The organism is Streptococcus infantis (assembly GCF_047460875.1).
GTDB lineage: Bacteria > Bacillota > Bacilli > Lactobacillales > Streptococcaceae > Streptococcus > Streptococcus infantis_AA.
In genome coordinates this window covers 1-26133 of the sequence record NZ_JASHFI010000016.1, presented here as the reverse complement: position 1 = coordinate 26133, position 26133 = coordinate 1, and the positions used below count along the sequence as shown (strand labels likewise).

The 26133-nt window shown below is 38.5% G+C and carries 23 protein-coding genes and 2 pseudogenes; 5 read left to right on the top strand and 20 right to left on the bottom strand.

Annotated features, from left to right (window positions below; all coding sequences use genetic code 11):
* Positions 1-1475, top strand: a 1475-nt coding sequence (locus tag QM887_RS09470; protein WP_414271392.1) for an SIALI-17 repeat-containing surface protein, incomplete at its 5' end; no start/stop codon positions are given.
* A 498-nt stretch (positions 1476-1973) separates the two neighbouring features.
* A pseudogene (locus QM887_RS09465) lies at positions 1974-2069 on the top strand (hypothetical protein); the annotation flags it as partial.
* A gap of 1352 nt (positions 2070-3421) precedes the next feature.
* Here the strand turns inward: QM887_RS09465 and QM887_RS09460 are convergent.
* The 11 genes from QM887_RS09460 to QM887_RS09410 all read right to left on the bottom strand — a co-directional run bounded on the left by QM887_RS09460 (position 3422) and on the right by QM887_RS09410 (position 11718).
* Positions 3422-4096, bottom strand: a complete 675-nt coding sequence (locus tag QM887_RS09460; protein ID WP_414271391.1) for a hypothetical protein — start codon at positions 4094-4096, stop codon at positions 3422-3424.
* Between the two features lie 128 nt (positions 4097-4224).
* A complete protein-coding gene (locus QM887_RS09455; RefSeq protein WP_414271390.1) occupies positions 4225-4503 on the bottom strand; it encodes a DUF5960 family protein in 279 nt (92 codons plus the stop codon).
* Positions 4496-4858 (bottom strand): hypothetical protein, encoded by a 363-nt coding sequence (locus QM887_RS09450; protein ID WP_414271389.1) that lies wholly within the window; start codon positions 4856-4858, stop codon positions 4496-4498. Before QM887_RS09450 ends, QM887_RS09455 begins: the two co-directional genes overlap by 8 nt.
* On the bottom strand, positions 4855-6270 hold the full coding sequence (locus QM887_RS09445; protein WP_414271388.1) for a Y-family DNA polymerase: 1416 nt from the start codon (positions 6268-6270) through the stop codon (positions 4855-4857). Before QM887_RS09445 ends, QM887_RS09450 begins: the two co-directional genes overlap by 4 nt.
* 3 nt (positions 6271-6273) lie before the next feature.
* Entirely contained in the window at positions 6274-6960 is a 687-nt protein-coding gene (locus QM887_RS09440; RefSeq protein WP_414271387.1) for an XRE family transcriptional regulator, read from the bottom strand.
* Between the two features lie 147 nt (positions 6961-7107).
* Complete coding sequence (locus QM887_RS09435; protein WP_414271386.1) at positions 7108-7620, bottom strand: GNAT family N-acetyltransferase; 513 nt, start codon at positions 7618-7620, stop codon at positions 7108-7110.
* Positions 7621-7908: 288 nt separating this feature from the next.
* Positions 7909-8481, bottom strand: coding sequence for a DUF6287 domain-containing protein (locus tag QM887_RS09430; RefSeq protein ID WP_311522558.1), 573 nt, complete (start codon positions 8479-8481; stop codon positions 7909-7911).
* Between the two features lie 476 nt (positions 8482-8957).
* Complete coding sequence (locus tag QM887_RS09425) at positions 8958-9743, bottom strand: ABC transporter permease (RefSeq protein WP_003013947.1); 786 nt, start codon at positions 9741-9743, stop codon at positions 8958-8960.
* A 1-nt stretch (position 9744) separates the two neighbouring features.
* A complete protein-coding gene (locus tag QM887_RS09420; protein ID WP_003013825.1) occupies positions 9745-10539 on the bottom strand; it encodes an ABC transporter permease in 795 nt (264 codons plus the stop codon).
* On the bottom strand, positions 10536-11522 hold the full coding sequence (locus tag QM887_RS09415) for an ATP-binding cassette domain-containing protein (protein WP_003010129.1): 987 nt from the start codon (positions 11520-11522) through the stop codon (positions 10536-10538). The genes QM887_RS09420 and QM887_RS09415 overlap by 4 nt, the downstream gene beginning before the upstream one ends.
* Entirely contained in the window at positions 11515-11718 is a 204-nt protein-coding gene (locus QM887_RS09410) for a hypothetical protein (protein ID WP_003010127.1), read from the bottom strand. Before QM887_RS09410 ends, QM887_RS09415 begins: the two co-directional genes overlap by 8 nt.
* A gap of 894 nt (positions 11719-12612) precedes the next feature.
* On the opposite strand from QM887_RS09410, the gene gshAB reads away from it, so the two are divergent.
* On the top strand, positions 12613-14859 hold the full coding sequence (gene gshAB / locus QM887_RS09405; protein ID WP_045593546.1) for a bifunctional glutamate--cysteine ligase GshA/glutathione synthetase GshB: 2247 nt from the start codon (positions 12613-12615) through the stop codon (positions 14857-14859).
* Between the two features lie 136 nt (positions 14860-14995).
* Positions 14996-15317, top strand: a pseudogene (locus QM887_RS09400) (transposase); the annotation flags it as partial.
* 80 nt (positions 15318-15397) lie between these two features.
* Here QM887_RS09400 and rpsI read toward each other — a convergent pair.
* The 8 genes from rpsI to pbp2b form a co-directional block, all read right to left on the bottom strand.
* Complete coding sequence (rpsI, locus tag QM887_RS09395) at positions 15398-15790, bottom strand: 30S ribosomal protein S9 (RefSeq protein ID WP_000075973.1); 393 nt, start codon at positions 15788-15790, stop codon at positions 15398-15400.
* Positions 15791-15808: 18 nt separating this feature from the next.
* The gene (gene rplM / locus QM887_RS09390; protein ID WP_001044622.1) at positions 15809-16255 is read right to left on the bottom strand and encodes a 50S ribosomal protein L13; all 447 of its coding nucleotides are present in this window, start codon (positions 16253-16255) and stop codon (positions 15809-15811) included.
* Between the two features lie 159 nt (positions 16256-16414).
* A complete protein-coding gene (locus QM887_RS09385) occupies positions 16415-17122 on the bottom strand; it encodes a TIGR02206 family membrane protein (protein WP_414271385.1) in 708 nt (235 codons plus the stop codon).
* A gap of 120 nt (positions 17123-17242) precedes the next feature.
* Positions 17243-17854, bottom strand: a complete 612-nt coding sequence (locus QM887_RS09380; protein ID WP_414271384.1) for an NUDIX hydrolase — start codon at positions 17852-17854, stop codon at positions 17243-17245.
* On the bottom strand, positions 17841-19214 hold the full coding sequence (locus tag QM887_RS09375; protein WP_414271383.1) for a UDP-N-acetylmuramoyl-tripeptide--D-alanyl-D-alanine ligase: 1374 nt from the start codon (positions 19212-19214) through the stop codon (positions 17841-17843). The genes QM887_RS09380 and QM887_RS09375 overlap by 14 nt, the downstream gene beginning before the upstream one ends.
* A gap of 53 nt (positions 19215-19267) precedes the next feature.
* On the bottom strand, positions 19268-20311 hold the full coding sequence (locus QM887_RS09370; RefSeq protein ID WP_414271382.1) for a D-alanine--D-alanine ligase: 1044 nt from the start codon (positions 20309-20311) through the stop codon (positions 19268-19270).
* Positions 20312-20486: 175 nt separating this feature from the next.
* Complete coding sequence (gene recR, locus QM887_RS09365) at positions 20487-21083, bottom strand: recombination mediator RecR (protein ID WP_414271381.1); 597 nt, start codon at positions 21081-21083, stop codon at positions 20487-20489.
* 10 nt (positions 21084-21093) lie between these two features.
* A complete protein-coding gene (gene pbp2b / locus QM887_RS09360; RefSeq protein WP_414271380.1) occupies positions 21094-23151 on the bottom strand; it encodes a penicillin-binding protein PBP2B in 2058 nt (685 codons plus the stop codon).
* 174 nt (positions 23152-23325) lie between these two features.
* Here pbp2b and QM887_RS09355 point away from each other — a divergent pair, with 174 nt between their 5' ends.
* Positions 23326-24171, top strand: coding sequence for a MurR/RpiR family transcriptional regulator (locus QM887_RS09355; protein ID WP_414271379.1), 846 nt, complete (start codon positions 23326-23328; stop codon positions 24169-24171).
* A gap of 910 nt (positions 24172-25081) precedes the next feature.
* On the opposite strand, the gene QM887_RS09350 is transcribed toward QM887_RS09355, so the two are convergent.
* Positions 25082-26133 (bottom strand): LPXTG cell wall anchor domain-containing protein (locus tag QM887_RS09350; protein ID WP_414271378.1); only part of this gene is annotated, 1052 nt, incomplete at its 5' end.

The window sequence follows — 26133 nt, the reverse complement described above, 5'->3', positions numbered from 1 at the left end:
TTGTAACCATTCCTGAGTACACAGATCCTATCGGCACTGCGGGTGAACAAGAAGCACCTTCTGTAGTAATTCCTGAATACACCGAACCTATCGGTACTGCAGGAGATCAAGAAGCACCTTCTGTGGTAATTCCTGAATACACCGAGCCTATCGGTACTGCTGGTGATCAGGAAGCGCCTTCTGTGATTATCCCTGAATACACTGAGCCTATCGGTACTGCGGGTGAACAAGAAGCACCTTCTGTGGTTATTCCTGAATACACAGATCCTATCGGCACTGCGGGTGAACAAGAAGCGCCTTCTGTGGTTATCCCTGAATACACAGATCCTATCGGCACTGCGGGTGAACAAGAAGCACCTTCTGTAGTAATTCCTGAATACACCGAACCTATCGGTACTGCAGGAGATCAAGAAGCACCTTCTGTGGTTATTCCTGAATACACCGAGCCTATCGGTACTGCAGGTGACCAAGAAGCGCCTTCTGTAGTAATTCCTGAATACACTGAACCTATCGGCACTGCAGGTGACCAAGAAGCGCCTTCTGTGGTAATTCCTGAATATACTGGGCCTATCGGTACTGCAGGTGACCAAGAAGCGCCTTCTGTGGTAATTCCTGAATATACTGAACCTATTGGAACTGCGGGAGATCAGGAAGCGCCTTCCGTAGTAATTCCTGAATACACTGAACCTATCGGTACTGCAGGTGACCAAGAAGCGCCTTCTGTAGTAATTCCTGAATACACTGAGCCTATCGGCACTGCAGGTGACCAAGAAGCGCCTTCTGTAGTAATTCCTGAATACACTGAGCCTATCGGTACTGCAGGTGATCAGGAAGCGCCTTCTGTGGTAATTCCTGAATACACTGAGCCTATCGGTACTGCAGGTGACCAAGAAGCACCAAGTATCACACTTCCTGAGTTTAAACTCAAAGTAATGAAAGATCAGACCACAAGAGCTCAAGTTATTAGTGGAACAACTGAACTCGAAGAAGCAAGCTACCTTGACAGTCAAAAAGTTGAAAACAAAGAACTCTTAGGCAAAAAATACGATGCTTATGCCCTTCAACTCAAGGATAAAGATGGCAAACCAGTTCAACCAAAAGGTGCTGTACTCGTTCGTTTACCAGTTTCAGGTGCTGTCCAAGAATTCTATCAATTGACTCCGACAAAAGACTTGAAATCACAAGAATTCACCATCCGAGATGGGTATCTTGAGTTTATCGCTCTTAACCTGAATACCTATGCTATTGTCTATAAGACAGAGAGTGCAACTGTTAAACCAGTGCCAGCCCAGACAGAAGAAACAAAGGTAGAAACTACAACACCATTGGCTCAAAGAAATGATGCTAATGACAAAGCTTCTACGAATGAAAAACAACTTCCAGCTACTGGTGAGCAGACTAGTCCTCTCCTCTTTATGGCAAGCCTCAGCCTAGCCCTCTCGGCTACCTTCTTACTAAAAAGTAAGAAAGATTAATACTCAATGAAAATCAAAGAACAAACTAGGAAACTAGCCGCAGGTTGCTCAAAGCACTGCTTTGAGGTTGTAGATAAGACTGACGAAGTCAGTCACATATATAATCCAAGGCGACGTTGACGCGGTTTGAAGAGATTTTCGAAGAGTATAAAAATTGTCCCCCCAGGAATAAAAATTTATTCCTATATAAAAAAGGATGGAAAATCATTCCATCCTTTTTCTGTTTCAATATTTTAACTACCGATGAAAAAACATCCAACTTTTTTGAAAAATTCAGTGGATTAATACTAATCCTGATTATTAGTTAAATTTTTCTTTCGAAAATAAAAACATTTTTTTCATTTTATAATATTCTTTGATTATGCGCATTATAATTTTGGCAATTTTTTGGTTAACAACTACATATAACCTACACAATTTACACCAATTACTCCTCGTCTTAGGAATATCGTATGAAGCTTCTCATATTCAAATTGTTCATATTCAAATTTCTCATATTCAAACTTCTCGTATTCAAACTTCTCGTATTCAAACTTTTCATATTCAAAAACTTCAATTCCTATTTCGTTTAATACTTCTTCTGGTAACTCGTAATCTTGGTCTACTAAACCAAATAGAGTAAATCCTGAATCGACACAAAATGATAGCACTGGATTATATATTGAAGAGTAAATTACAGATCCAGCTATCGAGCCTACAAAACTACCAATCATGTATCCTAAAGAGACAACATTATTAAGTTTAGAAAGAAAATTAGGTAACGGAATTTTGATATATGCATTTCCTAATAATCCCATTGAAAATGCACAGGTTGTAATAAACATTTCTTTAATTAACTCGTTCACCATCTCACTTCTATTCATCTCGCCAGTAAATACTTTATACGAGCTCTTCATTGAGTTCATTACTAATACTGTCACTACACCTACTACAGATGGGTTAACTTTTTTAAAATCCTTTCCAAACACCCCAGACAGACAACTTGCTGTAATTGCTGCTGAAACTGTACCTCTTACAAATCCTTCGCCTGCTCCTGTAAGTGCTGCAAAACCTATTTTTTTAAATTGTTTTTCATCGACATATCCATTCTTGATTAGATAAGCTATTGAATTCCATATTTCAGGTGCAACTTGCAAAACCATCGATATTGTTGCTGCAGTTAAGCCAGCCTTGTATGATTGTTTTAATATATGAGTGTATTTAATAAGCTCTTCAGTTGTTAAGTGTAAATCCTCAGAATTTACTCCACCCTCTTTAGCCAATTGCGCTAGATCGTGAGCTTCTTGTTTAGATAAAGGAATTGACTCATTTCCTTTATTATCTTTAACTCTATCACTCAGGTAATTTCGAGTATCCTCATACTTATTAAAACCTTTGGGGGAATTAATTGAATACTCTCGCCCTTTACTTTCTAATATTGCAATAATTTCCTCAAGTTGATCAGATGGAACAATTCTATGTTGTTCAAAATAGACTGTAGTATTCGGATCTATTTCTTTGTCCATACTTCTCTTTTCTAAATAGATGGGAAACTCATCTTTTATACCTTTAGGTTTATAATCATTATAGCAATCAATAATACTCTTTGACTGTTGTTTAGCAGTCGAAGTAGCATCTTTATAATATTTTAAACCAAACTTAGCATCGAAGTTTACTCCCGTAATATCAGCAGATCCAAAATCATGGCTACGATCAACTTGTACTCTGTTTTTTGAGGAATTAATAACTGCTTTAATATTAAAGGTTCCGCCGTGCCAAAATTCAGCAGCATCTCCCTTTAATGTTTCTACAAGTGAACCACTTGATTTAAGATTATTAAGAGAGTTCATCAAATTATCTATCTCTGAATTTACAGTATCTACATACTGCTCTCCATCTACAATTCCTGCAAAATTACCAGCTCGCTTTTGAAAGAATTCATATCCCTCTCTAAAACCTTCCATCCATTATGCCTCCAAGAATCCTGATAGTCCATCCATATATAATATTAAAGTCAAAGCTCGGAACTGTTGGTCAGTAATTTTTCTCTGATCCTCTGTTGTGGTGATCCATTTTGTAGCTTCTGCAACCGCATTGATTGCATCCGCTGCAATAGCTGGAGCCGAACCTACTAGGAAAGAAAATAGTGTATTCCCGACATTCGAAATAACATTAGGAATATCCCCCATAGCACCTACCGCAGCATCTATAGCTTGTTCTGGTAGAGATTTTTTAAATTCGATAAGTTCAAATTCTGTTTTATAATTTCGACAAAGCTCAATAAATTCATTATAGTCTTCCGGATTATCTATAGTTTTTGAAATAATCATCATCCCACGTTTTCCTAACCAACCATATTTCATTCCATATTTGTCAAATTTTACATGCATACTGGATATTTCATTCTTACTTGCCTGATTTTCACCAATAAAAAGCACATGTTCATTAGAAGAAATTGTAGACATATTATCTAAATAGTTTTGTTCTAACCAGACACTCACTTTAATCGCATCATCTTTAGTTCCCACAATTACATCATCTTCGTCGTCGTTAGCGCTTACAAGTTGGCGCAAATAATTAGCATACCCAACTGTATTATCATCACAAACAATGATTAATTTTTTTATATTTTGTTCAAACATAATAATCCTCCATATTAGCTGACATTTTTGTCAATTTATATAATTTTACAAACCTATTATATCATATATATTATTCAATATTATATAATATAAAAAATCTTCAGTAAAAGATGAAGATTTTTCGTTTTCTAGATACAAAAAGTATAGCTAAAACCTCTAACTGCTTTATTTTTGGACATCCTCACCCTAAAATAAAACCGATGTTCTCTGCCATCCTTGGCATTTTCCTTGTTCAAGACAAAGTAGTTCTTTTGGTTCATAGCCATGGTTCGTAGAATATCATCAATCAAGAAAGTCGAGGGTACATTCATGGCAGAGTATTTTTGGAAATCTTCCTCAAAACGAATATAGTCATCTGAAAAATAATCCATCTGCAATTTGTTTTCATATAACTCTTTTCTAGTCATCAACTTCCTCCTGACAAAGTTGGATTGTGAGAATATCATCTACCCTTATTAATCGATAGCCTTCATCCGTTCTAACAGAGATTTCTTGAGGAGATAATTCTCTTACTTCACCCAATATCGTGCCTTTATGATTTTTCTCCTTGACCACAAAAGAGCCTTTTAGGCGTCCAACGTAGAGCTGGGAAAGTAGCAACAACTTCTCGACTGGATTCAAATCTGTTGATAAATCGACACGATTTTTTTCTGCACTGAGTGAACTGCTATGCTCCGATAGAAAAAAGCCCATCCACTTCTGCATGCCTGGATCTTGATAGTCCCTCGCGGATTGGAAGGGCAAATAAGAGCGATCAATCATTTTAATCCATCTAATCCTCCAGCAGAGTGCCCTCCGATCAGCTTACTTCTGGCAATACTTCTCGATGCATCCTCTAAGGCAGTCGCCTTCAAGAGAGAAGTAAAGCCGAATTGCTCTCGAATGGAATCAATGGCGGTCTGGAGCCTTTCTTCTTTTTCTACTTTATCAACATCATCAAAAAGGGAAATCAACGCAAAGGATTCGTCCACAAATCCTGAATAACTAACGGCAACACTTCTGACAGCTCCAGAAGTATATTTGCTATGGAATAATTTCAGTACATAACTGACTAAAAGACTCGTACTGTTGGTCGGCTCAATCTTCATTTGGGTATGGATGGAGGTTTTTTGTTCCTGCTTAGAAAATCCAAGATGAATAGACACAACTGTCGTCTTCTTTCTGGCCCGTCGAAGCCTGATAGCCACCTGTTCAGCCATCTCTCGAAGGATAATTTCGATGTCTCGCTGCTTGACATAATCTCTCGGTAAAATTTGCGAATTGCCCAAGCCGTGAGATTTGGCTTTATAGGGCTTATGAACATTACTCTCGTCTATTCCATTGGCATGGAACCACAAGCGAAGTCCAGCTTGGCCAAGTTCTTTCTTCAGGGCATCAGGATTGCTATTGGCTAATTCCTTAATCGAATAGATTTCTAAGCTATTCAAGCGTTTCTCCATCCGATGCCCAATCCCCCAAAAGTCGGTCATCTTTGGAATGGACCAGACCTTGTCTTCCACATCCTGGTAAGACCAATTGGCTCGCATGGTCGGTGTGTGCTTGGCTTCATTATCCAAGGCCAACTTAGCAAGTAGGGGATTGGCATTCGACATACCGACTGTCGAGTAAATCCCAGTCTGCCGCCAGATATCTCTCTGGATACGAGCCGAAAGCATATCTAGCTTATCTTTGCGAGAAATCTGCTGATCTGGGACAAAATAATTGAGCGAACTGGTTAGATCAATAAAGCCTTCATCAATTGAATAAGGATAAATATCATTTGGACTGCCATAATTCTGAAAAATTCCTTGGATTTCCAGATTGACTGAGATATACTTATCCATCCGAGGAGGGACAATGACGGTCACTTGAGCCCAATCCTCGATAAATTTCACATAAGCTGAATTCGTAGGTAGACCTTGTTTCTTAGCATTGTAGTAGGAAAATTTGCGCGTCTTGATATCAAAAGGCAGGTCATAGGCACGTCCGACATTTGCTTTCCCAAAAACCTTTTTAAACATCGGTGAGGAGGCAAGAATAAGCCCAACAGAATTATCCGCCCGGCTCATGACACAAAGGGAGGTTTTAAGGGGATGGAGTCCTCTTTCTACACACTCAACGCTAGCATAAAAGGACTTCATATCGACAAAGGCAATATCACTTTTGGGCTCTCTGGAATAATCAAAGTAGCCCATAGACTATCCCTCCATTGGCACAAAGTTACCCACGATAATGCCTACAATCCGCGGATCTTCTTCGTAAGAGATGTGAATATCCTTGTATTTAGGATTGATGGAGACCAAACGTAAGCCATCTTCTTCTCGGTAGACCCGTTTGATATAGGTCTGGTTATTGCAAACCACTGCATAGACAGCACCGTCATAATCAAATCCGGTCTCTCGAATCAGAGCCACGGAACCATTTTGATATTTAGGCTCCATGGAATCCCCAGAGACCCAGGAAGCAAAATCGTGAGCTAGTTCTTCATTAAAGTAAACCGTATCGAAGTTTCGATCATCATAAACTGAAGCACCAATCCCAGCCGACATGCGTTCATAGACATGATACTCGTAGAGTTTTTCTGAAATAGCAGTCACCTTCTTGGCTTGTTCTTCTTGAGCCAAGTTGCGAGCATAGACTACCACCTTTTCTTTTCCTTGATTGGAAAGGCTATTATAGAGACGGATAATTTCGATTTGAGTAAAATAGCCTTTTGGTACTTTTAAAATCTCTTCTAGCTGTTTAACTTTTTCTTTAGAAGGCTCCTTGACTCCACGCTCCCAAGCCGAATAAGCCTGAAAACTAATGCCAAGCTGCTCTGCAATCTCTTTCTGTGTTAGCTTTAACTCTTTTCTCCGAGCCTTGAGTTTTTCTGGTTGGTACATGATTTACCTCCTAGTGTGATGTTTTCATCGTAAGTTGACTTTATTTTAAAAAATTCAACCATTTTGGTTTAGTTTTATTATATAAAAAAAGTAGACGGATGTCTACTAGGAATGTTGAGGTTTAGCAGACTATTGGGAATAATGATGCTATAGATTCCTTATCTCAAATACTGCCGTATGAATCCACTCGTTATGCATTTGAAAGTCATTCTCTATGATTCTACTAAAGGTGAAACCATTTTTTAAAAGCACTCTCTGAGAGATCAGATTGTCCGTTGCCGTCCCTGCGATAATCTTATGTAAACCATAAGTAGTAAAGGCCTTTTCTAAGACGAGTTTAACCGCTTCACTTGCATAACCTAAATTAGTAACATTTTCTCCGATCCTATATCCAAGTTCTGCTGTTTTTCGATCATCCTCTAAGACACTTAAATTGATTCTTCCGACCATAGTACCTTGTGCATCTCTAATAAGATGCATGTAGACATCATGATTCTCTTGTTCCCTTAACAATTCCCTTGTAATTTCTTTAAAACCTTCTGAATCAAAATAGGTAGCTGGTCTAGGAGGTAAATTCCGCTCAAAATACTCCCGATTTCCTTTTTCAAAAGAATAAACATCTATGCTATTTTCTTCAGACATCAGCTCTAAACTTATCATTGTAAACCACCTCCTATCATTCTATAAATTCAAATGTACTCATGTTTACACAAAGTGACATTTACAGAGATATCTTAATTTATTCATATCGTATCTACATTATAACACAACATACTATGAAGAAAAATAATATCCGTCAAGGTCCTCATAAATTCCAACATCTTGCTAAACAGGCTGGAACGCCTATGGAAGCTATTTTTAAACCCTACTTACTTCATCTTCATAACATGTTCATAACTCACAAATAAAGAAGAAAACCATCTCAAATTTGATGAGATGGTTAATCATTTAGTCTACTTTATAAAAAACTTGTTCTGAACTAGTTGGAGCAGCTTGACCAGCAATCAGCCTATTTTTAGTTAAATCAGTATCTAACCCAGGCATAATAAGTCCAGCAGGATAAATACTCATTCCATAGCCCGAGATACCATCTCTAATGCTGAATTCAATCGTTCCATGGCTACCCATGCTCTTTTTTTCAATGTTTCCACTGTTTACTAGTCCATTTTTATCGAATGTAAACTCTTGCCCAAGTCCATTTCTCCAAGTTCCAACTAGAGTCGAGAAATCTCCATTTAGAATGGCTTGCTCATCTATTTTTTGTGATCTAGCATTCGTTTGCTCTTCTTGTGTCGAGAGTTTTTCCTCAGTAGTCGTAACACTATCTTGAGTAGTCGTTGAACTAGTGGTTGTTGTACTAGTCGCTGTCGTACTAGTAGTAGAAACCTGTTCTGTTGTAGCATTTACTGCTTCTACATCTTGCTTCTTATGATTAAAGAAGAACATAAAACTTATCAGTACTATAGCAATTAAGCAACTTAACAGAATCAAAATCCAATTGATGCCTTTTCCTATTTTCATTTATAACTCCTTTATATTATTCGTATTTAATTATATCATACTAAACTGATACTAGGAAGAAATTGTATAAGACAAAGACTAGTGGTGAGAATTTTGGGGTGAACTCTCTATTGAGGATTAAAAAAGAACCCCCCGAAAGGTGCTCTTTGTAAGTATAGTAATTTTTTTGAAGAACGTTTACTAAATTGTCATGCTTTACGAGCTTTCTTAAGACCTGGTTTGACACAGTTGGATTTCAGGTACTTTCAGTTTAGCTTTATATCAACCATCATCAAAATCCAACTATTTTCTTATTTTAAAAAATATGAATAAGTTTGATTGAATGAGGGAATTTCTTTAAATTTTTTCTTAGCACCTATAAGTTAATAATACTATTCTTTAAATTATAGTTTATAATTATCTGATGTTTCAATGACCACAAAACAAAGTACAGCGAATCACTTCCTTTAGTCAAACATATAACTGAACAACATTGTTTATCTTCCTGCACTTTCATATTTTTTCAATCCTTTTCTAAAAATTGTACGACTGATAATAATCAAAAAAACTGTAAAAACTATTTGATAGAAAAATAGGTTCAATGTATCTTTCCCTAAAAATATTAATACTGCAGGATTGGCAATTAATAAATTGGGAACAAATAACATAGTGATCAATCTGTTAATACCTGTAAAAATATTATATGGATACTTAGAAATTCCAATATAATTCAAAAATACATCTACTTTTGAAAATTTAGTTGGGAACCAAAATGAACTAATCGTTATTAGAAACCAAATTGAATAATATATAATACAACCACACATTAAAGAAAGGATATAAAATAATATTTTTAATGAATTTAAATGTACATTTAAATTTCCATAACTTATAAAAATGATCGCAAGACCAAAAAAAGTATTCACGAATTGAACTAAATTAAATGATCTAAAAATATAGAACAACTGAGTATCAAACGGCCTCAATAAAATTTGATCCAAGTTACCACTCAAAATATCTGATTCTAAAATTCCCATACTTCTAATTAACAATCCCATCATAACTCCATCTACAATAGTGTAGGAACCTACCAAAAATAAAATTTGATAATAGTCCCAACCATTAAAAGAGTCTATGTTTAAGAAAATCAATCTAAAAAATACAATAGGTAAACCAATCCACAGTATCGACGAAAATAGACCACAAAAGAAGTCAAAATGAAAATTCATATCAGATTTAAAACCAAAATGAAGTAGCCTAAAAATTACTTTTATTCTAAACATTTTATCCTCCCACATTTGAGAAGTGCTCCACTCCTTTTCTCAATATGAATCTTGATATAATATAAAAAATGATGCACCAAATCAATTGAATACAAATAATTCTCAAATAGTCTATTAATTTATATGTATCATTACTAAACATCTGAAGCGGTTCATATACTAAGTATTTAAAAGGTAATACATCTAAAAACAGACGAAAATTATTTGAAAAAAAACTTAAAGGCAATAATATTCCTGATAAAAACTGAATTACTATTTCTTTAACAGTAAGGACAAAAAATATATTTTCTAACCAAAAAGAAAGCATACCTACACAACATGATATTAAAAACCATAGAACCATAGATAGAATAATTGCAATACTTCCTAAAATAAGAATTTCAATGGTTAATAACTCATTCTTGTAATAAACACTGGAGAATAAAATGACAGGAATGATGATAAATAATAAATGAGCAAGCCTATCTCCAAGCATTTTACAAAAATAATACTTATAAAAAGTAACAGGTTTTATTAATATGCTAAAAAAATTTCCTGAATGAACATCGTCATTGATTTCCCAATCAACTGGATAAAAAACAAAATATGAAAAAATTATAGTCCCCAAATAGTATTGAACCATTGAGGTAAAATCATATCCTGCTATATTTATCTGGTTACTCTGATATATATACGTCCATAAAAATACTGATATCATAATTTGTATACTTGCCTGTAACATTAACAATAGTACACTTGATTTATAGTTCAAAATAGATCGAAATGATATCAGAATAATAGACATTTCTTTTTTCAATTGTGCTCCTTTTTTGTAAAATAGTTTTGTAAAATAATTTCTTCTAAAGAAAGATTTGATATTTCAAAATCTTCTATATCTACAAGCTTATTGATTGATTCTAATGTCTCAAAGACAAAATCTCTAGGTATTTTTAGTATACATTCCGATTTTGTTTGAGAAATGACTACTACTCCTTTAACAGAGCATAACTCTGGTACCAAATCTAATGTCATTTTTATCTTTAAATATTTAAAATCAGAAAATTTAGATAAAATAACATCCATTGACTCCTGCAAAATAATTTTTCCTTTGTCAATGACGATTAATTCGTCACAAACAGACGAAATATCATCCATATCATGACTCGTTAAAATAATAGTAGTATGACATTCTTCATTCATTTTCTTTAAAAATGTTCTGATATCTTTTTTAGACTGTATATCTAACCCTATAGTAGGCTCGTCTAAAAATAATATTTCCGGACTTGTTAAAGATGCCGCGATAAACTCCATTTTCATTTTTTGTCCAAGAGAGAGGGTCCGGACCTGCTGGTAAAGCTGATCTTTTACATTCAACAAATTGCTTAATTCCTGAATTCGTTCTTGTAAAATCGCCGGTTCTACCTCATATAAAGTACCAATCAATTGAAAATAATCCATAGCCGAAACATCTTGAAATAACTGTAATTTATTTCCTACTACTATTGAAATTTTTTTTCTAAAGTTTATACTTCTTTTAAATGGAATTTCTCCATTCACTTCTAATTTTCCGGAACTAGGATAAAGAGTCCCAGTCAACATTTTAATCGTTGTGGATTTACCAGCTCCATTACTCCCAATAAAGCCAACTATACTCCCTCTCTTAATCGTAAAACTAATATCTTGAACAGCTCGAATCGTTATTTGATTACGTTTCAAAAATCTCTTGATAAATGGGAGTCTTGAATCAAAATTATAAAAATTTTTAGATAAATTCTGAGCATTAATAACTATTTCACTCATATATCTCTCCTTTCGATAAAATATATTTACTTGTACTTTTTCCATACTTTACCAAAATGCTAAAGATTGAGCTAAAATCTTCGGGATGGGTAAAATAATATTTGTCTTTAAAAAGTTTCTCAAAACCTTCAAGGCGATTATTGAAATCATTAAATTTTGTATTGTCTAGCTGGTTGAATGTCTCTTTAATATCCATAACTTTCTCCATGATTCTTTATTTCACTTTATAAATAGAAGAGTGTCTATATATTTATAGATCCTCAAGAACTTGCATTTTATCAAGTATAAGTAGAATAGTATGTAAGGGTTTACATATTCATATTATATGATTATTTAAGGAATCCGTCAATTTTCCACATTATTATATGACAAAATGTATTTTTTAAAAATGCAAAAATCTATGAGCAAGATGTTTGACTTCCTTTTTTAAAGTATATATACTTATATTAACCTTAGAAAAGAAAAAATGTTTGAACAGATATTCAATAATAATTACTTTTTTTAAAATTAAAATTCGAACTTTAAATTTTTATCTTTTTTATATTATTGAGTAACCTAAATTGCCCAATTTGTAAAATTTAGCTAGACAAAAAAAGACATCCAAGAGAAATTTCTTAAATGTCTGTAAACGTTGATATAAGCGTGTTGATTAACGTTTTGATAATTGTGATGCTTTACGAGCTTTCTTAAGACCTGGTTTGGAAAGTATGGATTTCAGTTGGACTAAAAACAGCGTAATATAACGGCTTTTCAGAACTATATCTACTAATTAATTTCATAAAATATGAATCATTATTTTTTAAATAGGGGAATAGTTTAGGTCTGTAAGAATTAACTTATACACTTACAAGGTTTATTCTGATCGACTTTATAACTGTCTACGAAAAAAAGACAGAAATGAGAGATTGAGTGTGGGGAAAAAACTATTAGGTGTAGTTTCAATACTTCTACTAATGCTTTTGCTTATATTTAATGCAAGTAAATAGTCAATTCGTCCGAGCATTTCCTTCTCCATCTCCGTAGCAGAAAGTTGAGTTTATTTAACAAACTGATAAAATAATAGAGAAACTAGTTATTTCGAGGCACAATCATGAACCTATCAAACGTATTTCAAAAATTATCCCCAAATACTCCCATCTTACAAGCTACCTTTGGTCTGGAGCGCGAATCTCTACGAATCAATACTGAAGGCCGTGTCGCTCAAACGCCACACCCTGAAAAATTGGGTTCTCGCAGTTTCCATCCCTATATCCAGACAGATTATAGCGAACCTCAACTAGAGCTCATTACACCGGTAGCACAGTCGACCACGGAAGCTCGTCGCTTCCTCGGGGCCATCACCGATGTGGCTATTCGCTCAATGGATAAGTCAGAATATCTTTGGCCTTTATCCATGCCACCTGTGATTGTAGAAGAAGAGATTCAGATTGCCCAGTTGGAAAGTGACTACGAGTATCAATACCGAGTTGGTTTGGCAGAACGCTACGGCAAATTGCTCCAGTCCATATCTGGAATTCACTATAATTTTGAACTCGGCAAAGATCTGACCCAGCAGCTCTTTGAAGTCAGTGACTATGACGATTTACTGACCTTCAAGAATGCCCTCTATCTCAAGTTAGCTCAGAACTTCTTGTGTTATCGCTGGCTCTTGACCTACCTTTACGGAGCAAGCCCGCTAGCAGAAAAAGGGTTTTTGACAGATGAAATTGGTTGCGTGCGGTCGATTCGTAACTCCAACTACGGCTATGTCAATGCCCCCGATGTTCACATTTCCTTCTCTTCACTGGAGCAATACGTGACCGACATCGAAAACGCTGTTGGATCTGGGCAACTGTCCTCTGAAAAAGAATTTTACTCTGCCATCCGTTTACGCGGTGCTAAGACTAGCCGGGACTTTTTGACTAAGGGCATCTCCTATCTAGAGTTCCGCAACTTTGACCTCAACCCCTTTGAGCCACTGGCAATCAGCCAAGAAACACTAGACACCACCCACCTCTTTGCACTCGCACTCTTGTGGCTAGACGACATGGAGCAAGTCGACGAAGAATTGGCAGTAGCTGCTACTCTCAACAACCAAATCGCTCTCAGCCATCCCCACACACCACTTCCTAAAGAGGCTGACCCTAAACCTATCGTGACAGCCATGAAGGACATCGTCGCTCACTTTGGACTGGATGACTATTATAGCCAGCTTATCACTAAGGTGGAGGCCTCTCTTCTTGATCCACGTTTGACCCTTTCTGGAAAAATAGCAGAGCAGGTTGAAGAAGGGTCCCTTGAAAAATTTGGCCAACAACAAGGACAAGCCTTTCATGACTATGCTTGGACAGCACCTTATGCCCTCAAAGGCTATGAAAACATGGAACTCTCCACCCAAATGATTCTCTTTGACGCCATTCAGCTGGGCTTGAACGTAGAAATTTTAGATGAGGAAGACCAATTTCTCAAACTCTGGCATGGTGACCATGTGGAGTACATTAAAAATAGCAACATGACATCCAAAGATAACTACGTAATTCCACTGGCCATGGCTAATAAGGTTGTGACCAAAAAGATTTTGGACAAGGCTGGTTTTCCAGTACCTGCGGGAGCAGAATTTGCTAACAAGGACGATGCCTTACGGTACTACGGACAAATAGCCAACTCTGCTATTGTTGTCAAACCCAAATCCACCAACTTCGGTCTGGGCATTTCCATCTTCCAAGAGTCAACAAGCCTTTCTGGCTATGAAAAAGCCCTAGACATCGCCTTTTCGGAAGATAGCCATGTGCTAGTCGAGGAGTTTGTGGCAGGGACCGAGTACCGTTTCTTTATCTTGGATGGAAAATGCGAGGCTGTCGTGCTCCGCGTTGCGGCCAATGTCGTAGGCGACGGAAGCTCAAGCATCCGAGAATTAGTCGAAAAGAAAAACCAAGACCCTCTGCGTGGTCGCGACCATCGCTCACCTCTTGAAATCATCAATCTGGGTGATATTGAATTACTCATGTTGGAACAGCAGGGTTACACACCTGATACAGTCTTGCCTAAAGGTAGCCAAACCTTTCTGCGTGGTAATTCTAATATCTCAACTGGAGGCGACTCCATTGACATGACTGACCAGATGGGCGAGAGTTACAAACAACTAGCTGCCGATATGGCGACTGCTATGGGGGCTTGGGCCTGTGGAGTCGATTTGATTATCCCAGACTACACCAAGCCTGCTAGTAAGGAGCTACCAAATTGCACCTGTATCGAACTCAACTTCAATCCTGCCATGTACCTGCACGCCTATACTTACGTAGGGCCAGGACAACGTATCACACCGAAAATTTTACGGAAGTTGTTTGGAGAGATATGAGAATAAGATCAGAGATTTTCTGAGCTTACTTTTTTATATTTGATAAATGGTAAAATATAGTGCAACAAAAAACTCATAGAGCCCAATCTCGTGTAAACTGTAAGTAACCACACTAAACAGAACACGGGAGAAATCTATAAGCTACCATCATATTACCATAATTGAGCGAATTAAGATAGAGACTTACCTAGAATTAGGTCTCAAACCCTGCCAAATAGCTAGAAAATTAGGCGTTCACAAATCAACCTTCTCAAGAGAATTAAGTGTGGTAATGACACTTACTCTGCACAAGCAGCACAAACACACAATGAACAATTGGCGAAGCAGAAGGGAAGAAAATCGAGTTAGACTCCTGTGAATTGAAGTAGGAAATTAAAGAGCGATTACAATCTTCATGGTCTCCAGAACAAATTTGTAGTCGTTATCAACTTGAAAATAGGTCCATGGTGTCCTTCAAAATCCAATTTGTAAAATTAAGCTAGAAAAAAAGCATCTCGTATTTTTGATACGAAATGCTTTTAATAAATGTAAATAAGTTTTAACGTTTACTAAATTGTGATGCTTTACGAGCTTTCTTAAGACCTGGTTTCTTACGTTCAACTTTACGTGAGTCACGTGTAAGAAGTCCTGCGCGTTTCAATGAATCGCGGAAGTCTGGGTCTACTTGAAGAAGGGCACGAGCGATACCGTGACGGATAGCTCCTGATTGACCAGCGTATCCACCACCTACAACGTTAACGAAAACGTCGTATGAACCTACAGTTGAAGTAACTGCGAATGGTTGGTTGATGACAAGACGAAGGTCAGCGTGCGGGATGTACTCTTCAACATCTTTTTTGTTAACAGTGATTTTACCAGTTCCTGGAACAAGGCGAACGCGTGCAACAGCGTTTTTACGACGTCCAGTACCTGCATATTGTGCTTGTGACATACTTTATTGTTCCTTTCCTTAGATAAGTCCTGAAATATCAAGAACTTCTGGTTGTTGTGCAGCGTGAGTGTGCTCAGCTCCAACGAATACTTTCAATTTCATACCTTGAGCGCGGCCAAGAGTATTGTGTGGAAGCATACCTTTAACTGATTTCTCGATCAAACGTACTGCATTTTTAGAACGAAGTTCACCAGCAGAGATTGATTTCAATCCACCTGGGTGGTTTGAGTGAGTGTAGTAGATCTTATCAGATGCTTTTTTACCAGTCAATTTAACTTTTTCAGCATTGATAACGATTACGAAGTCACCTGTATCAGTGTGTGGTGTGAATGTTGGTTTGTTTTTTCCGCGAAGTACGCTAGCAACAACTGCTGAAAGGCGTCCAAGAGGTACATCAGTTGCGTCAACAACGTACCATTTGCGTTCTACTTGGCCTGGTTTAGCCATGAATGTAGTTTTGTTCATGATTTCTCCTATATGAATATCGTTTTTGTTTACAGGGCGGATGTTCCGGTCCGCGGGGTATTTGAAAGGTTCCGGGGCCTTACAAATGGGGTAAACAATACCGTCTACTATTGTATCAAAATTCTCAGATAAAAGTCAAGAGATTGGGAAAATATTTTTTTATTTCTGCCAGATTCTCAACCTTTTTTCTGCCTGTTCCTGAAGGATTGTTTGAAAAATTTTAGAGACTAAGTAAATAGCGCAAGTCAAGAATAGCGTTACCACTAGATAATTGATCAAACGACCGTGGTCTCCAACCAATGGTGGTCTTGTCAAAAATCCATAATCTCCACCTGTTACTAAATTGACCATGAAAATCAAGGCATTGAGCGAAGACGTGATAATTAGGATTCGTTTGAAATCCAGTAAACTAGCATCGTAGTCCTTCAGGAGATAAATCAAGGAATTTCCAAGAAGGGCTAAGTGTCCGAAAATAAAGGACAAGATGGCAATGTGGGGGAAGGGATAGGGATCTGGCACTGGATAAATAAAAGCTGCCAAAGTTCCAAAGGTTCCCAATACAGCAAAATACTGTTTGACTCTAGAGACACCCGGGGTCAAAAGCACTACAAACATAGCCAAACGGCAATGATAAAGGGGTAGACTTTCAGTTAGAGGCATCTGATTTACTAAATACCATCCGTAGAGCAGGATTAGCTGTACCGCCTGTAAAATCTGGAAAAATCGCTGACAGGCCTTTTTCTCACCATAACGATAGGCAAGAAACACAGTCAATGCTAATAAGGTAAATAGACTTCCATACCAAAGAAGGTCAAACTGGGGTGGCTCCGTCGGCTGCGTACTAAATAAAGCTTCCCAAAAATTCATGTAACTTTCCTCATTTTCATATAAGCCAATCTCTTACTGATTTTTATAGAGCCTAGCTTACATTTATTTCTTATAATTTTGTGTAAAAGAAACTGTCGATCTTAATATAAAACAAAGCTTCTAATCGACATATTGTTCCCGCTCACCCTGATAGACCTGCCATAGAATTTCCATTTGTTCTTTGGTTATTCGTTTTTCAGATAGGGGTGGGAGATTCTTGATATCAAAAAATTCAAGTTCTGCAATTTCTTGATTTTCTTGAAATTGTCCATCTAATAACTGACAGTCAAAGACGAACTTGGCATACTGTTTGTTCTGAAGTTGAAAGCGGTTGGTATCAAAAACCGCTAATAAAGAGCCTACTTCTGCCGAAAATCCTGTTTCTTCCTGAACTTCTTTTCGGATATTTTCCTTGGGAGAATATCCTACCTCGCCAAAACCACCAGGTAATGCCCAAGTATCCTCTCCTTGCCCTCTAACCAGGCAAACCTTCTGATTTTGAACAATCCATGCCCTTACATCCATCAAGGGAGTTGCATAGCTAGCTGTTGGTTTTAAAATTGCAGTCAATTCCTCTTGATCAAGCTCTGTTTGATCCTGCAAGGCACTCCATAAAATCTGACGTAAATCCTCATAACGTTCACGGTCATAAGGATCCTTTGTATAGGTCAAACCAGTATCAGTGATGGCCAACATTCTCTGAATAGCTTTGGCGAAATCAGTTGTGCTCATTTTCTAGACTTTCTACTATCTTGGCTAGATTCATAGAGTTGGAACCTTTAAGCAAAATCTGGTCATGTGCTCCAAGAATTTCCTTGACCTGCTTGACCATAGCTTCAAACTGGTCTTCTTCAGCAGTTTTCTTGAAATGATAAACATGGCCTATTGGGAACATTTGACTGGCTAGTTGAGCCAAATCAGCAATGTCTTCGCCGTAGAAAATAACGGTATCAAGGACATCGGGTGTAATGCTCAAAATCATCTGATTGTGGAGTTGAACAGACTGTTCTCCAAGTTCTTTCATATCCGCCAGAACTGCGATTTTCTTACCACCTTCATTAGCTGGAATAGCAGAGAAAGTTTCTAAAATCAACTTCATAGCAGTTGGATTGGCATTGTAAACATCTGATAGGATATCTGCCCCATTGGCAGCTTTTTTCCACTCGGTACGATTGCGGGTCAATTCTAGATTTTGGAAGGCTTGACCAATCTGCTCCTCCGTCACTCCTTCTTGCAGGGCAACGTAAGAAGCTATCATAGCATTAGTCGCATTGTACTTACCTGTTACTGGCAAGTCAAGAGCCTGCTCCAAGAAATTAGCCTTGAAGGTTAAGCTATCCTTACGCTCAGTTAATTCTGTAATTTCGAGTTCTGCACCTGGGCCAAAGCGAACCACTTTTTTGTCAGTAGGTAGATAATCCTCTACAATGGGATCAGATGGCACCAAGAGCAAGCTACCTTTCTCCATTCCATCAGCAATCTGTAATTTACCTTTGGCAATCTCTGAACGGTCCTTAAAGAAGGCCAAATGGGCTTCCCCAACTAAAGTCACAATAGCTGTCTTCGGATGAGCCAGTTCAGACAAAAGATGAATATCTCCCAAGTGATCCTGTCCCATTTCCAAGACCAGCTTTTCAGTATCATCTGGCATATGGAGAACCGTATAAGGGAGGCCAATCTCGTTATTATAATTTCCTTGCGTTTTGTAGGTTTTGTAGCTTGTAGAAAGTAAATGGGCCAACATATCCTTGGTAGTTGTTTTCCCATTTGAACCTGTAACAGCAAAGACATCGACACCTGTTTTTTGAAGGTAATAGGCCGCAAGTGCTTGGAAGGCTGTCAAGACATCATCTACTAAAATGTAAGGATGACCTACTACTTCTTTCTCTGATAAGGTTAAAGCTGCGCCATTTTCAAAAGCTGTCTCGATAAAGTCATGACCATCACGCGCCCCCTTGAGTGGCACAAATAGATCACCAAGTCCAATCAAACGACTATCAAACTCAGCCTTGACTAGCGGGCTATCCGCATAGCCTGTCACATCATTTTTTGCACCGACAACACGCGCAACTTCGTGAATCGTAAGTTTCATGTTTACTCCTTTAAAAAGGGGCAAGGAGTCCTTCCCCGCCCTTATGTCTGTCTTTACAATAGGTGCGCTTCACGCTTGACAAAACTTTCCTTAGCAAGATCAACCAAACGTTCAATTAATTCTGGATAGCTAATCCCCATATTGTCCCAAAGTAATGGATACATAGACCATTGGGTAAAGCCTGGCATGGTGTTAAGCTCGTTTAGGAAAACTTCTCCCTTATCTGTATAGAAGAAGTCGCAACGCGACAAACCAAGTCCACCGATAGCACGGAAGGCAGTTTCGGCATTCTTGCGCATAATCGATATCACATCATTGCTAATCTTAGCTGGGATATCCATAGTAATTTTGTTATCGATATATTTGGCATCATAGTCATAGAAGGCTACGTCTTTGACAACTTCACCAGGAAGCGTGCTCTTGACATCATAGTTTCCTAAAAGTCCAACCTCGATTTCACGGGCATTTACCCCTTGTTCTACCAAGACACGACTATCGTACTTGAAGGCAAGCTCTAGAGCTTGATAGAGTTCCTCTTTATTTTCAGACTTAGAAATCCCAACACTAGAACCCATATTTGACGGTTTTGTGAAAACTGGATAAGTCAATTTCCCCTCAACTTCAGCAATCTTAGAAACCAAGTCATCCCCTTCAACGATAGCTACGTAAGGAACTTGGGCAATCCCAGCAGACTCCAAGACACGCTTGGTAGTAATCTTATCCATAGCAAGGCTTGAAGACAAGATGTTGCAACCAACATAAGGCATTTTCAAGACTTCTAAGAAACCTTGAACGGAACCATCTTCTCCCATAGGTCCATGAAGAACTGGAAAAACAACGGCGCCTTCTTCGTAGATAGCACTTGGAGCAATTTTCTTGTCCCAATCGATCGTTTCGTTGGTCATGAGACGGTCTTCCTGCCCAGGAGTTTGGGTAAATTCTTGGGTTTTGATAAAGTCTCCAGACTGGCTGATAAAGAAGGTTTTTACCATGAAGCGATCATAGTTAACCGCACGCATGACACTCTCAGCTGACAAGACAGACACTTCACGTTCTGCACTGCGTCCACCATATAATAGAATAATTGTTTGTTTCATATGATTGTCCTATTTCTACTAGAATACTCGCCTTTTAGTATATCACATTTGTCTATTTTTTTAAACTTGAATAGCACAAAACAAGAAAAGAGACTGGAAGAAAAATAGTCCAGTCTCTGTGTTCTTAAATATTTTATACCTGCTAGCTAAGTATTTAGCGATTTAACCTCATAGACTAAAGCTCTGTACGATTTTCAATGGCTCTTAGGAGTGTTACTTCGTCCGCATATTCGATGTCTGCTCCCACTGCTAGACCTCGCGCTAGGCGCGTAACCTTAATCCCTGCAGGCTTAAGCAAACGAGAGAGATACATAGAAGTCGCTTCACCATCAGCTGTCGCATTGGTTGCCACGATGACCTCCGAAACCTCACTATCCATGAGACGAGTCATAAGACTCTTAAGATTGATATCATCTGGGCTAATGCCATTCATTGGTGAAATCAAGCCGTGTAGGACATGATAGAGTCCATGGTATTCTTGGATATTTTCCATAGCCGCTACATCTCGGCTATCCTCTAATACTAGGATAGTTGTCTGGTCACGACTAGGATCCGTACAGATTGAACATGGATCATCATCCGTTAAACGTCCGCAAATCGAACAATAGGTCAATTCTCGCTTAGCTGCAAGGAGATTTTTTGCAAATTCATTAACGTCATCATCAGGCATCCCAATGGTATAAAAGGCCAGTCGGGTTGCTGTCTTAATCCCGATACCTGGAAGTTTAGAATAGCTGTCAATCAGCTTGGCTATAGGTGTTGGGTAAAGCATGGCTTCCTTTCTAGTTCATTGGATGGTGTTGGTTGTAAAGATTGATAATATCGCGCGCAATAGATGGACCGACACCGTTAGTTAGGTTGGTATTGTGAGGGAAAACAACCGCGACTGCAATCTGCGGATTATCTGTCGGTGCATAGGCGACAGCGTTGGTATTATTGGCTTTTTGTCCGCCGTTCACGTAACTTTCGGCTGTACCGGTTTTTCCACTGATAGAGACTGCTGCGCCATTTGAAAAGGCACGACCTGTCGTAAGTGCACTTGTTCCGTGCGATACCTGGTAAAATCCTTGTTGTAGGATAGACATGTCAGACTCAGAAATATTGATTTTATTCATTTCGGTACTACCTGTTTGCTGAATCAAACTTCCTAAACCACCTTGCTCATTATTATCATAGACTCCCTCTACTATACGAGGAGCCAAGCGAACACCATTATTGGCAATAGTTCCAACGTACTGGGCCAATTGCATTGGGGTGTAGTTATCAAACTGGCCAAATGCATTGGTAATGTAATTAGCAAAATTATACTCTTTTGGTATAAAACCAGTTGACTCATCTGGAAGGTCAATGCCTGTTGAGGCTCCAAGACCATATTCAGCAAATGTCGAACGAAGTTTCCCCATAGCGGATTCTAAATTGTTAGTTAAAACAAACATATTGGGTTGATAGGTCTGACCCATAATGCCCAAAGCCGTTTGAACCATATAGGCATTAGAAGAATACTCCAAGGCTTCCACAGCTGTAATCGGGAATGAACCGTAGGCTTGAGTATACCAAGAATTAATCGGAGCTGAACCTTGGAAGACAATCGGTTGGTCAGTCAAAGTTTGATTGCCTGATAAAACACCATTTTCCCAACCTGAGCTGATGGTTGCCGCCTTAACGACAGATCCTGGAACAAAAACGTTGGTCACTGTACCTAGTGAGTCTGGAGTCAATTCACCAGATTCCAGATTGTGCTTAATCCCTGACATGGCTAGAACAGCCCCTGTCTTAGGATTGAGGGCAACCGCATAGACACCTTCCGAATATTGGGCACCTCCGTTAGCAAGCTCAGAATTAAAATAGCTTTTCAAGAGGCTATCCACACTATCTTGGAAGGCCAAATCAATGGTCAGTTTAATGTTTTTACCCTTGCTACCTTCCTCAATGTTTTCTACGCTCTCCATATCTCCATGTTTATCGAGATGGATTTCTTTAACAGTACGTTTCCCTTGTAGGACTTCCTCATACTGTTTCTCAAGGTAAGAGGTCCCAACACGGTCATTGAGGGAATAACCTTTTTTAAGATAGGCGTCCACTTCCTCAGCTGGAAGACCTGATTTTTCACTGGAAACACTTCCTACGATAGAAGCAAGAGAAGTTTCAAGGACCTTGCGATCCCACGAGGTAGAGATGCTAATCCCAGGCAACTCTTTAGATGCAGAGGCGATTAGAGCGACTTGAGTATCACTTAAAGGATCTGTTTGGATATTGCCTGTTGCAAAATTTCCAACTGCATTGAGCTGACTAAAGAGATAAATAGTCTTCTTTTCATCCTCTGTATAATTAGTTTGGCTAGAGGTAACACTCTCAACAGCATTGTTATAAAGATCCGATTCAGAAAGTTGGTTACCATCTGAGTCAAAACGCTTATCTTTTGGAAGAGCCTCTACCGTTTTTTTATAGACAGCTGGGTCCGCTAGATAATAATCAGCCATCTGACGTTCTGTCAAATTTGGAGAGGAAACTGTTACATACGTTAAAAGTTTAGTAGAAATATCCTTTAAATCTGTAGCCGTCATCTTATTACTTCGTGTGAAAGCCACTACTTGTTTAACGGTATTTTCTACTAAGGGTTTTCCAGCCGCGTCATAGATTTCTCCACGAGCAGAACCCGTTGTTACCCTAGTTTGGCTAGCAGATGCTAACTTGGCTTCATAGAAATCCTTATTTACGAATTGCATATAGAGCAAGCGACCAATGATGGTCATGAAGAGCAAAATAACGATTGCAAACAATAAATTAAGCCGAGTCGGTATCGAATGGCTATTAAATTTTCTCATACAAAGCAGTCTCATTTCTAATCAAAATCTTACTCTTCATTGTACCATAATTTAAAGAGAAAATTATGGAAAAAGAAAAGACTTTTCCTTTTTATCCAAAAAACAAAGCAACTGTGGTATAATTAAAGTAAGCGCTATTTTATAGATTTCATTGATAAAAATTTTAACCAATAACTACAAGGGAGGCCCATGAACAAGCAAGATATCTCTACGATTATTGATCTTCACTTTGAAGAAATGACCGATTTAGAGCAAGAGATTGCCCGCTATTTTTTGCAGGCAGATACCATTCACGATGACTTGTCTTCTCAGCAGGTCACTCAAAAACTTCATATTTCTCAGGCGGCTCTCACTCGTTTTGCCAAAAAATGTGGCTTTACGGGCTATCGGGAATTTATTTTCAAATACCAACAACAAAAAGATACCCTTTCCGTCCCACAACAGGATATGAATCCTTTGACCCAAAGAGTCTTGAGGAGCTATACAAACATCCGAGAAATGACACAAGAATTGATTGATGATGACCAACTGGAGCGCATTGCCCAAATGATTGATCAATCAGAACGCGTCTATTTTTTTGGGACTGGCAGTTCTGGCCTCGTTGCGCGTGAGATGAAATTGCGCTTCATGAGACTTGGAGTCGTTTGTGAGGCTTTGACAGATCCAGATGGTTTCGCCTGGACAACCAGTATCATCGATGAAAAATGTTTGGTCTTTGGCTTCTCCCTGTCAGGAACAACTCCGTCCATCATTGATAGTCTACTTGATGCTCAAGATATGGGGGCTAAGACCGTTCTCTTTACAAGTATGCCTAGTAAGGAAACCCAAGCCTTTACGGAAACTGTATTGGTAGCCAGTCAAAGTCAAGCTTCTTACATCCAGAGAATCTCTGCCCAACTTCCGATGTTGATTTTAATCGACTTACTCTATGCCTACTTCTTAGAAATTGACCGCGAAAGCAAAGAAAAAATCTTTAATAGCTTTTGGGAAAACAATAAACTAAATGGCTATCGTAGAAATAGAAGAACAAAATAATCCTACACAACTAGACTATTTCCTATTTAGTAGTCCATAAAGAAAATATTACCAATGGTCTTATCACTCCTTTAAAGAGGGATAAGGCCTTATTTTTTTCTTAAGAGCCTCCCTCAACCGTTAATTAGAACTGCCTTTCAATATCGTTTGTAACAAGGAGCATGCCCATTAAATCATGAGATAAGTAGACTCTATAATGTCTATAGTTGCTTTACTAACTGTAGGAATTAGGGAGTTTTTTGACAATAGACAAAATAGCTCAACAGTAAAATAGAAAAGCACCACAGAAGCTATTAAGCATACAATAGAATTGCCTAATCAAACATCAAGAAGTCACTTGTTTTTGAATCACAGATTATAAAGAAATACATGTGCTACTCAGTTACACTTCCCTTTTATGAATTCATTCCCAAGATAAGAGGAGCAAAGAGATTTATCAAAAGCCCAGCTTTCCCTCTCCTTGAGTAAGTTAAAATCGTCTCCTTCCTTCATATTTCTATGGCTAAGAATATAGGCAAGCCCTCGTAATCGATTCACCTATCGGAAGGTAGCTTTATCAGATATCAGCGTTCATTTGCTAAAAAGCAACTCACTTCTAATAAACACTTTCTTTTAGATTTTACTTCTGTTGTGAATCTACAACTCTATCCAATAGAAGATTTTTTGTGCCTAATGAGTAAAAAACACCCCGAATCATGATATATCATAGATTCGGGATGACTTCATATCTTTTTATGAATCTTGTTACTAACTTTTCTTCTCATAGACTCTCAGCAGAGATTCTATTTTATAACTAGTCGAAAAAAGGGAACACATAGTTCCCCTTTTTCTATGACTTAAAACCGGCTCTGGTCGTCAATCGTAACTTGTTATTTTTAAGCAAATAACTTTACTCACTTAAGAAAGATGACTATTTTTCGTCTTCTTTTTTACGACGTCCAAGTGCTGCCAATCCTACAAGTCCTGCAACTACTCCGAGTACAGTTGATCCTGCAGATGTAGTTTCACCAGTATTTGGAAGTTGGCCTTTAGCTGATGTTGGCTCTACTGGCTTACCTGGTGTTGGTTCCACCGGTTTACCTGGTGTTGGTTCCACCGGTTTACCTGGTGTTGGGTTCACTGGTTTACCTGGTGTTGGTTCCACTGGTTTACCTGGTGTTGGGTTCACTGGCTTACCTGGTGTTGGTTCCACCGGTTTACCTGGTGTTGGGTTCACTGGCTTACCTGGTGTTGGGTTCACTGGCTTACCTGGTGTTGGGTTCACTGGCTTACCTGGTGTTGGTTCCACTGGTTTACCTGGTGTTGGATTCACTGGTTTACCTGGTGTTGGTTCTACAGGTTTATCTGGAGTTGGCTCTACAGGTTTGTCTGGAGTTGGTTCTACAGGCTTATCTGGAGTTGGTTCTACAGGCTTATCTGGAGTTGGTTCTACAGGTTTGTCTGGAGTTGGCTCTACAGGTTTGTCTGGAGTTGGTTCTACAGGTTTGTCTGGAGTTGGCTCTACAGGTTTGTCTGGAGTTGGATCTACAGGCTTATCTGGAGTTGGCTCTACAGGTTTGTCTGGAGTTGGCTCTACAGGTTTATCTGGAGTTGGCTCTACAGGTTTGTCTGGAGTTGGCTCTACAGGTTTATCTGGAGTTGGCTCTACAGGCTTATCTGGTGTTGGCTCTACAGGTTTATCTGGTGTTGGCTCTACAGGTTTGTCTGGAGTTGGCTCTACAGGTTTGTCTGGAGTTGGCTCTACAGGTTTGTCTGGAGTTGGCTCTACAGGCTTATCTGGAGTTGGCTCTACAGGTTTGTCTGGAGTTGGCTCTACAGGCTTATCTGGAGTTGGATCTACAGGTTTATCTGGAGTTGGCTCTACAGGTTTGTCTGGAGTTGGCTCTACAGGTTTGTCTGGAGTTGGCTCTACAGGCTTATCTGGAGTTGGCTCTACAGGCTTATCTGGAGTTGGTTCTACAG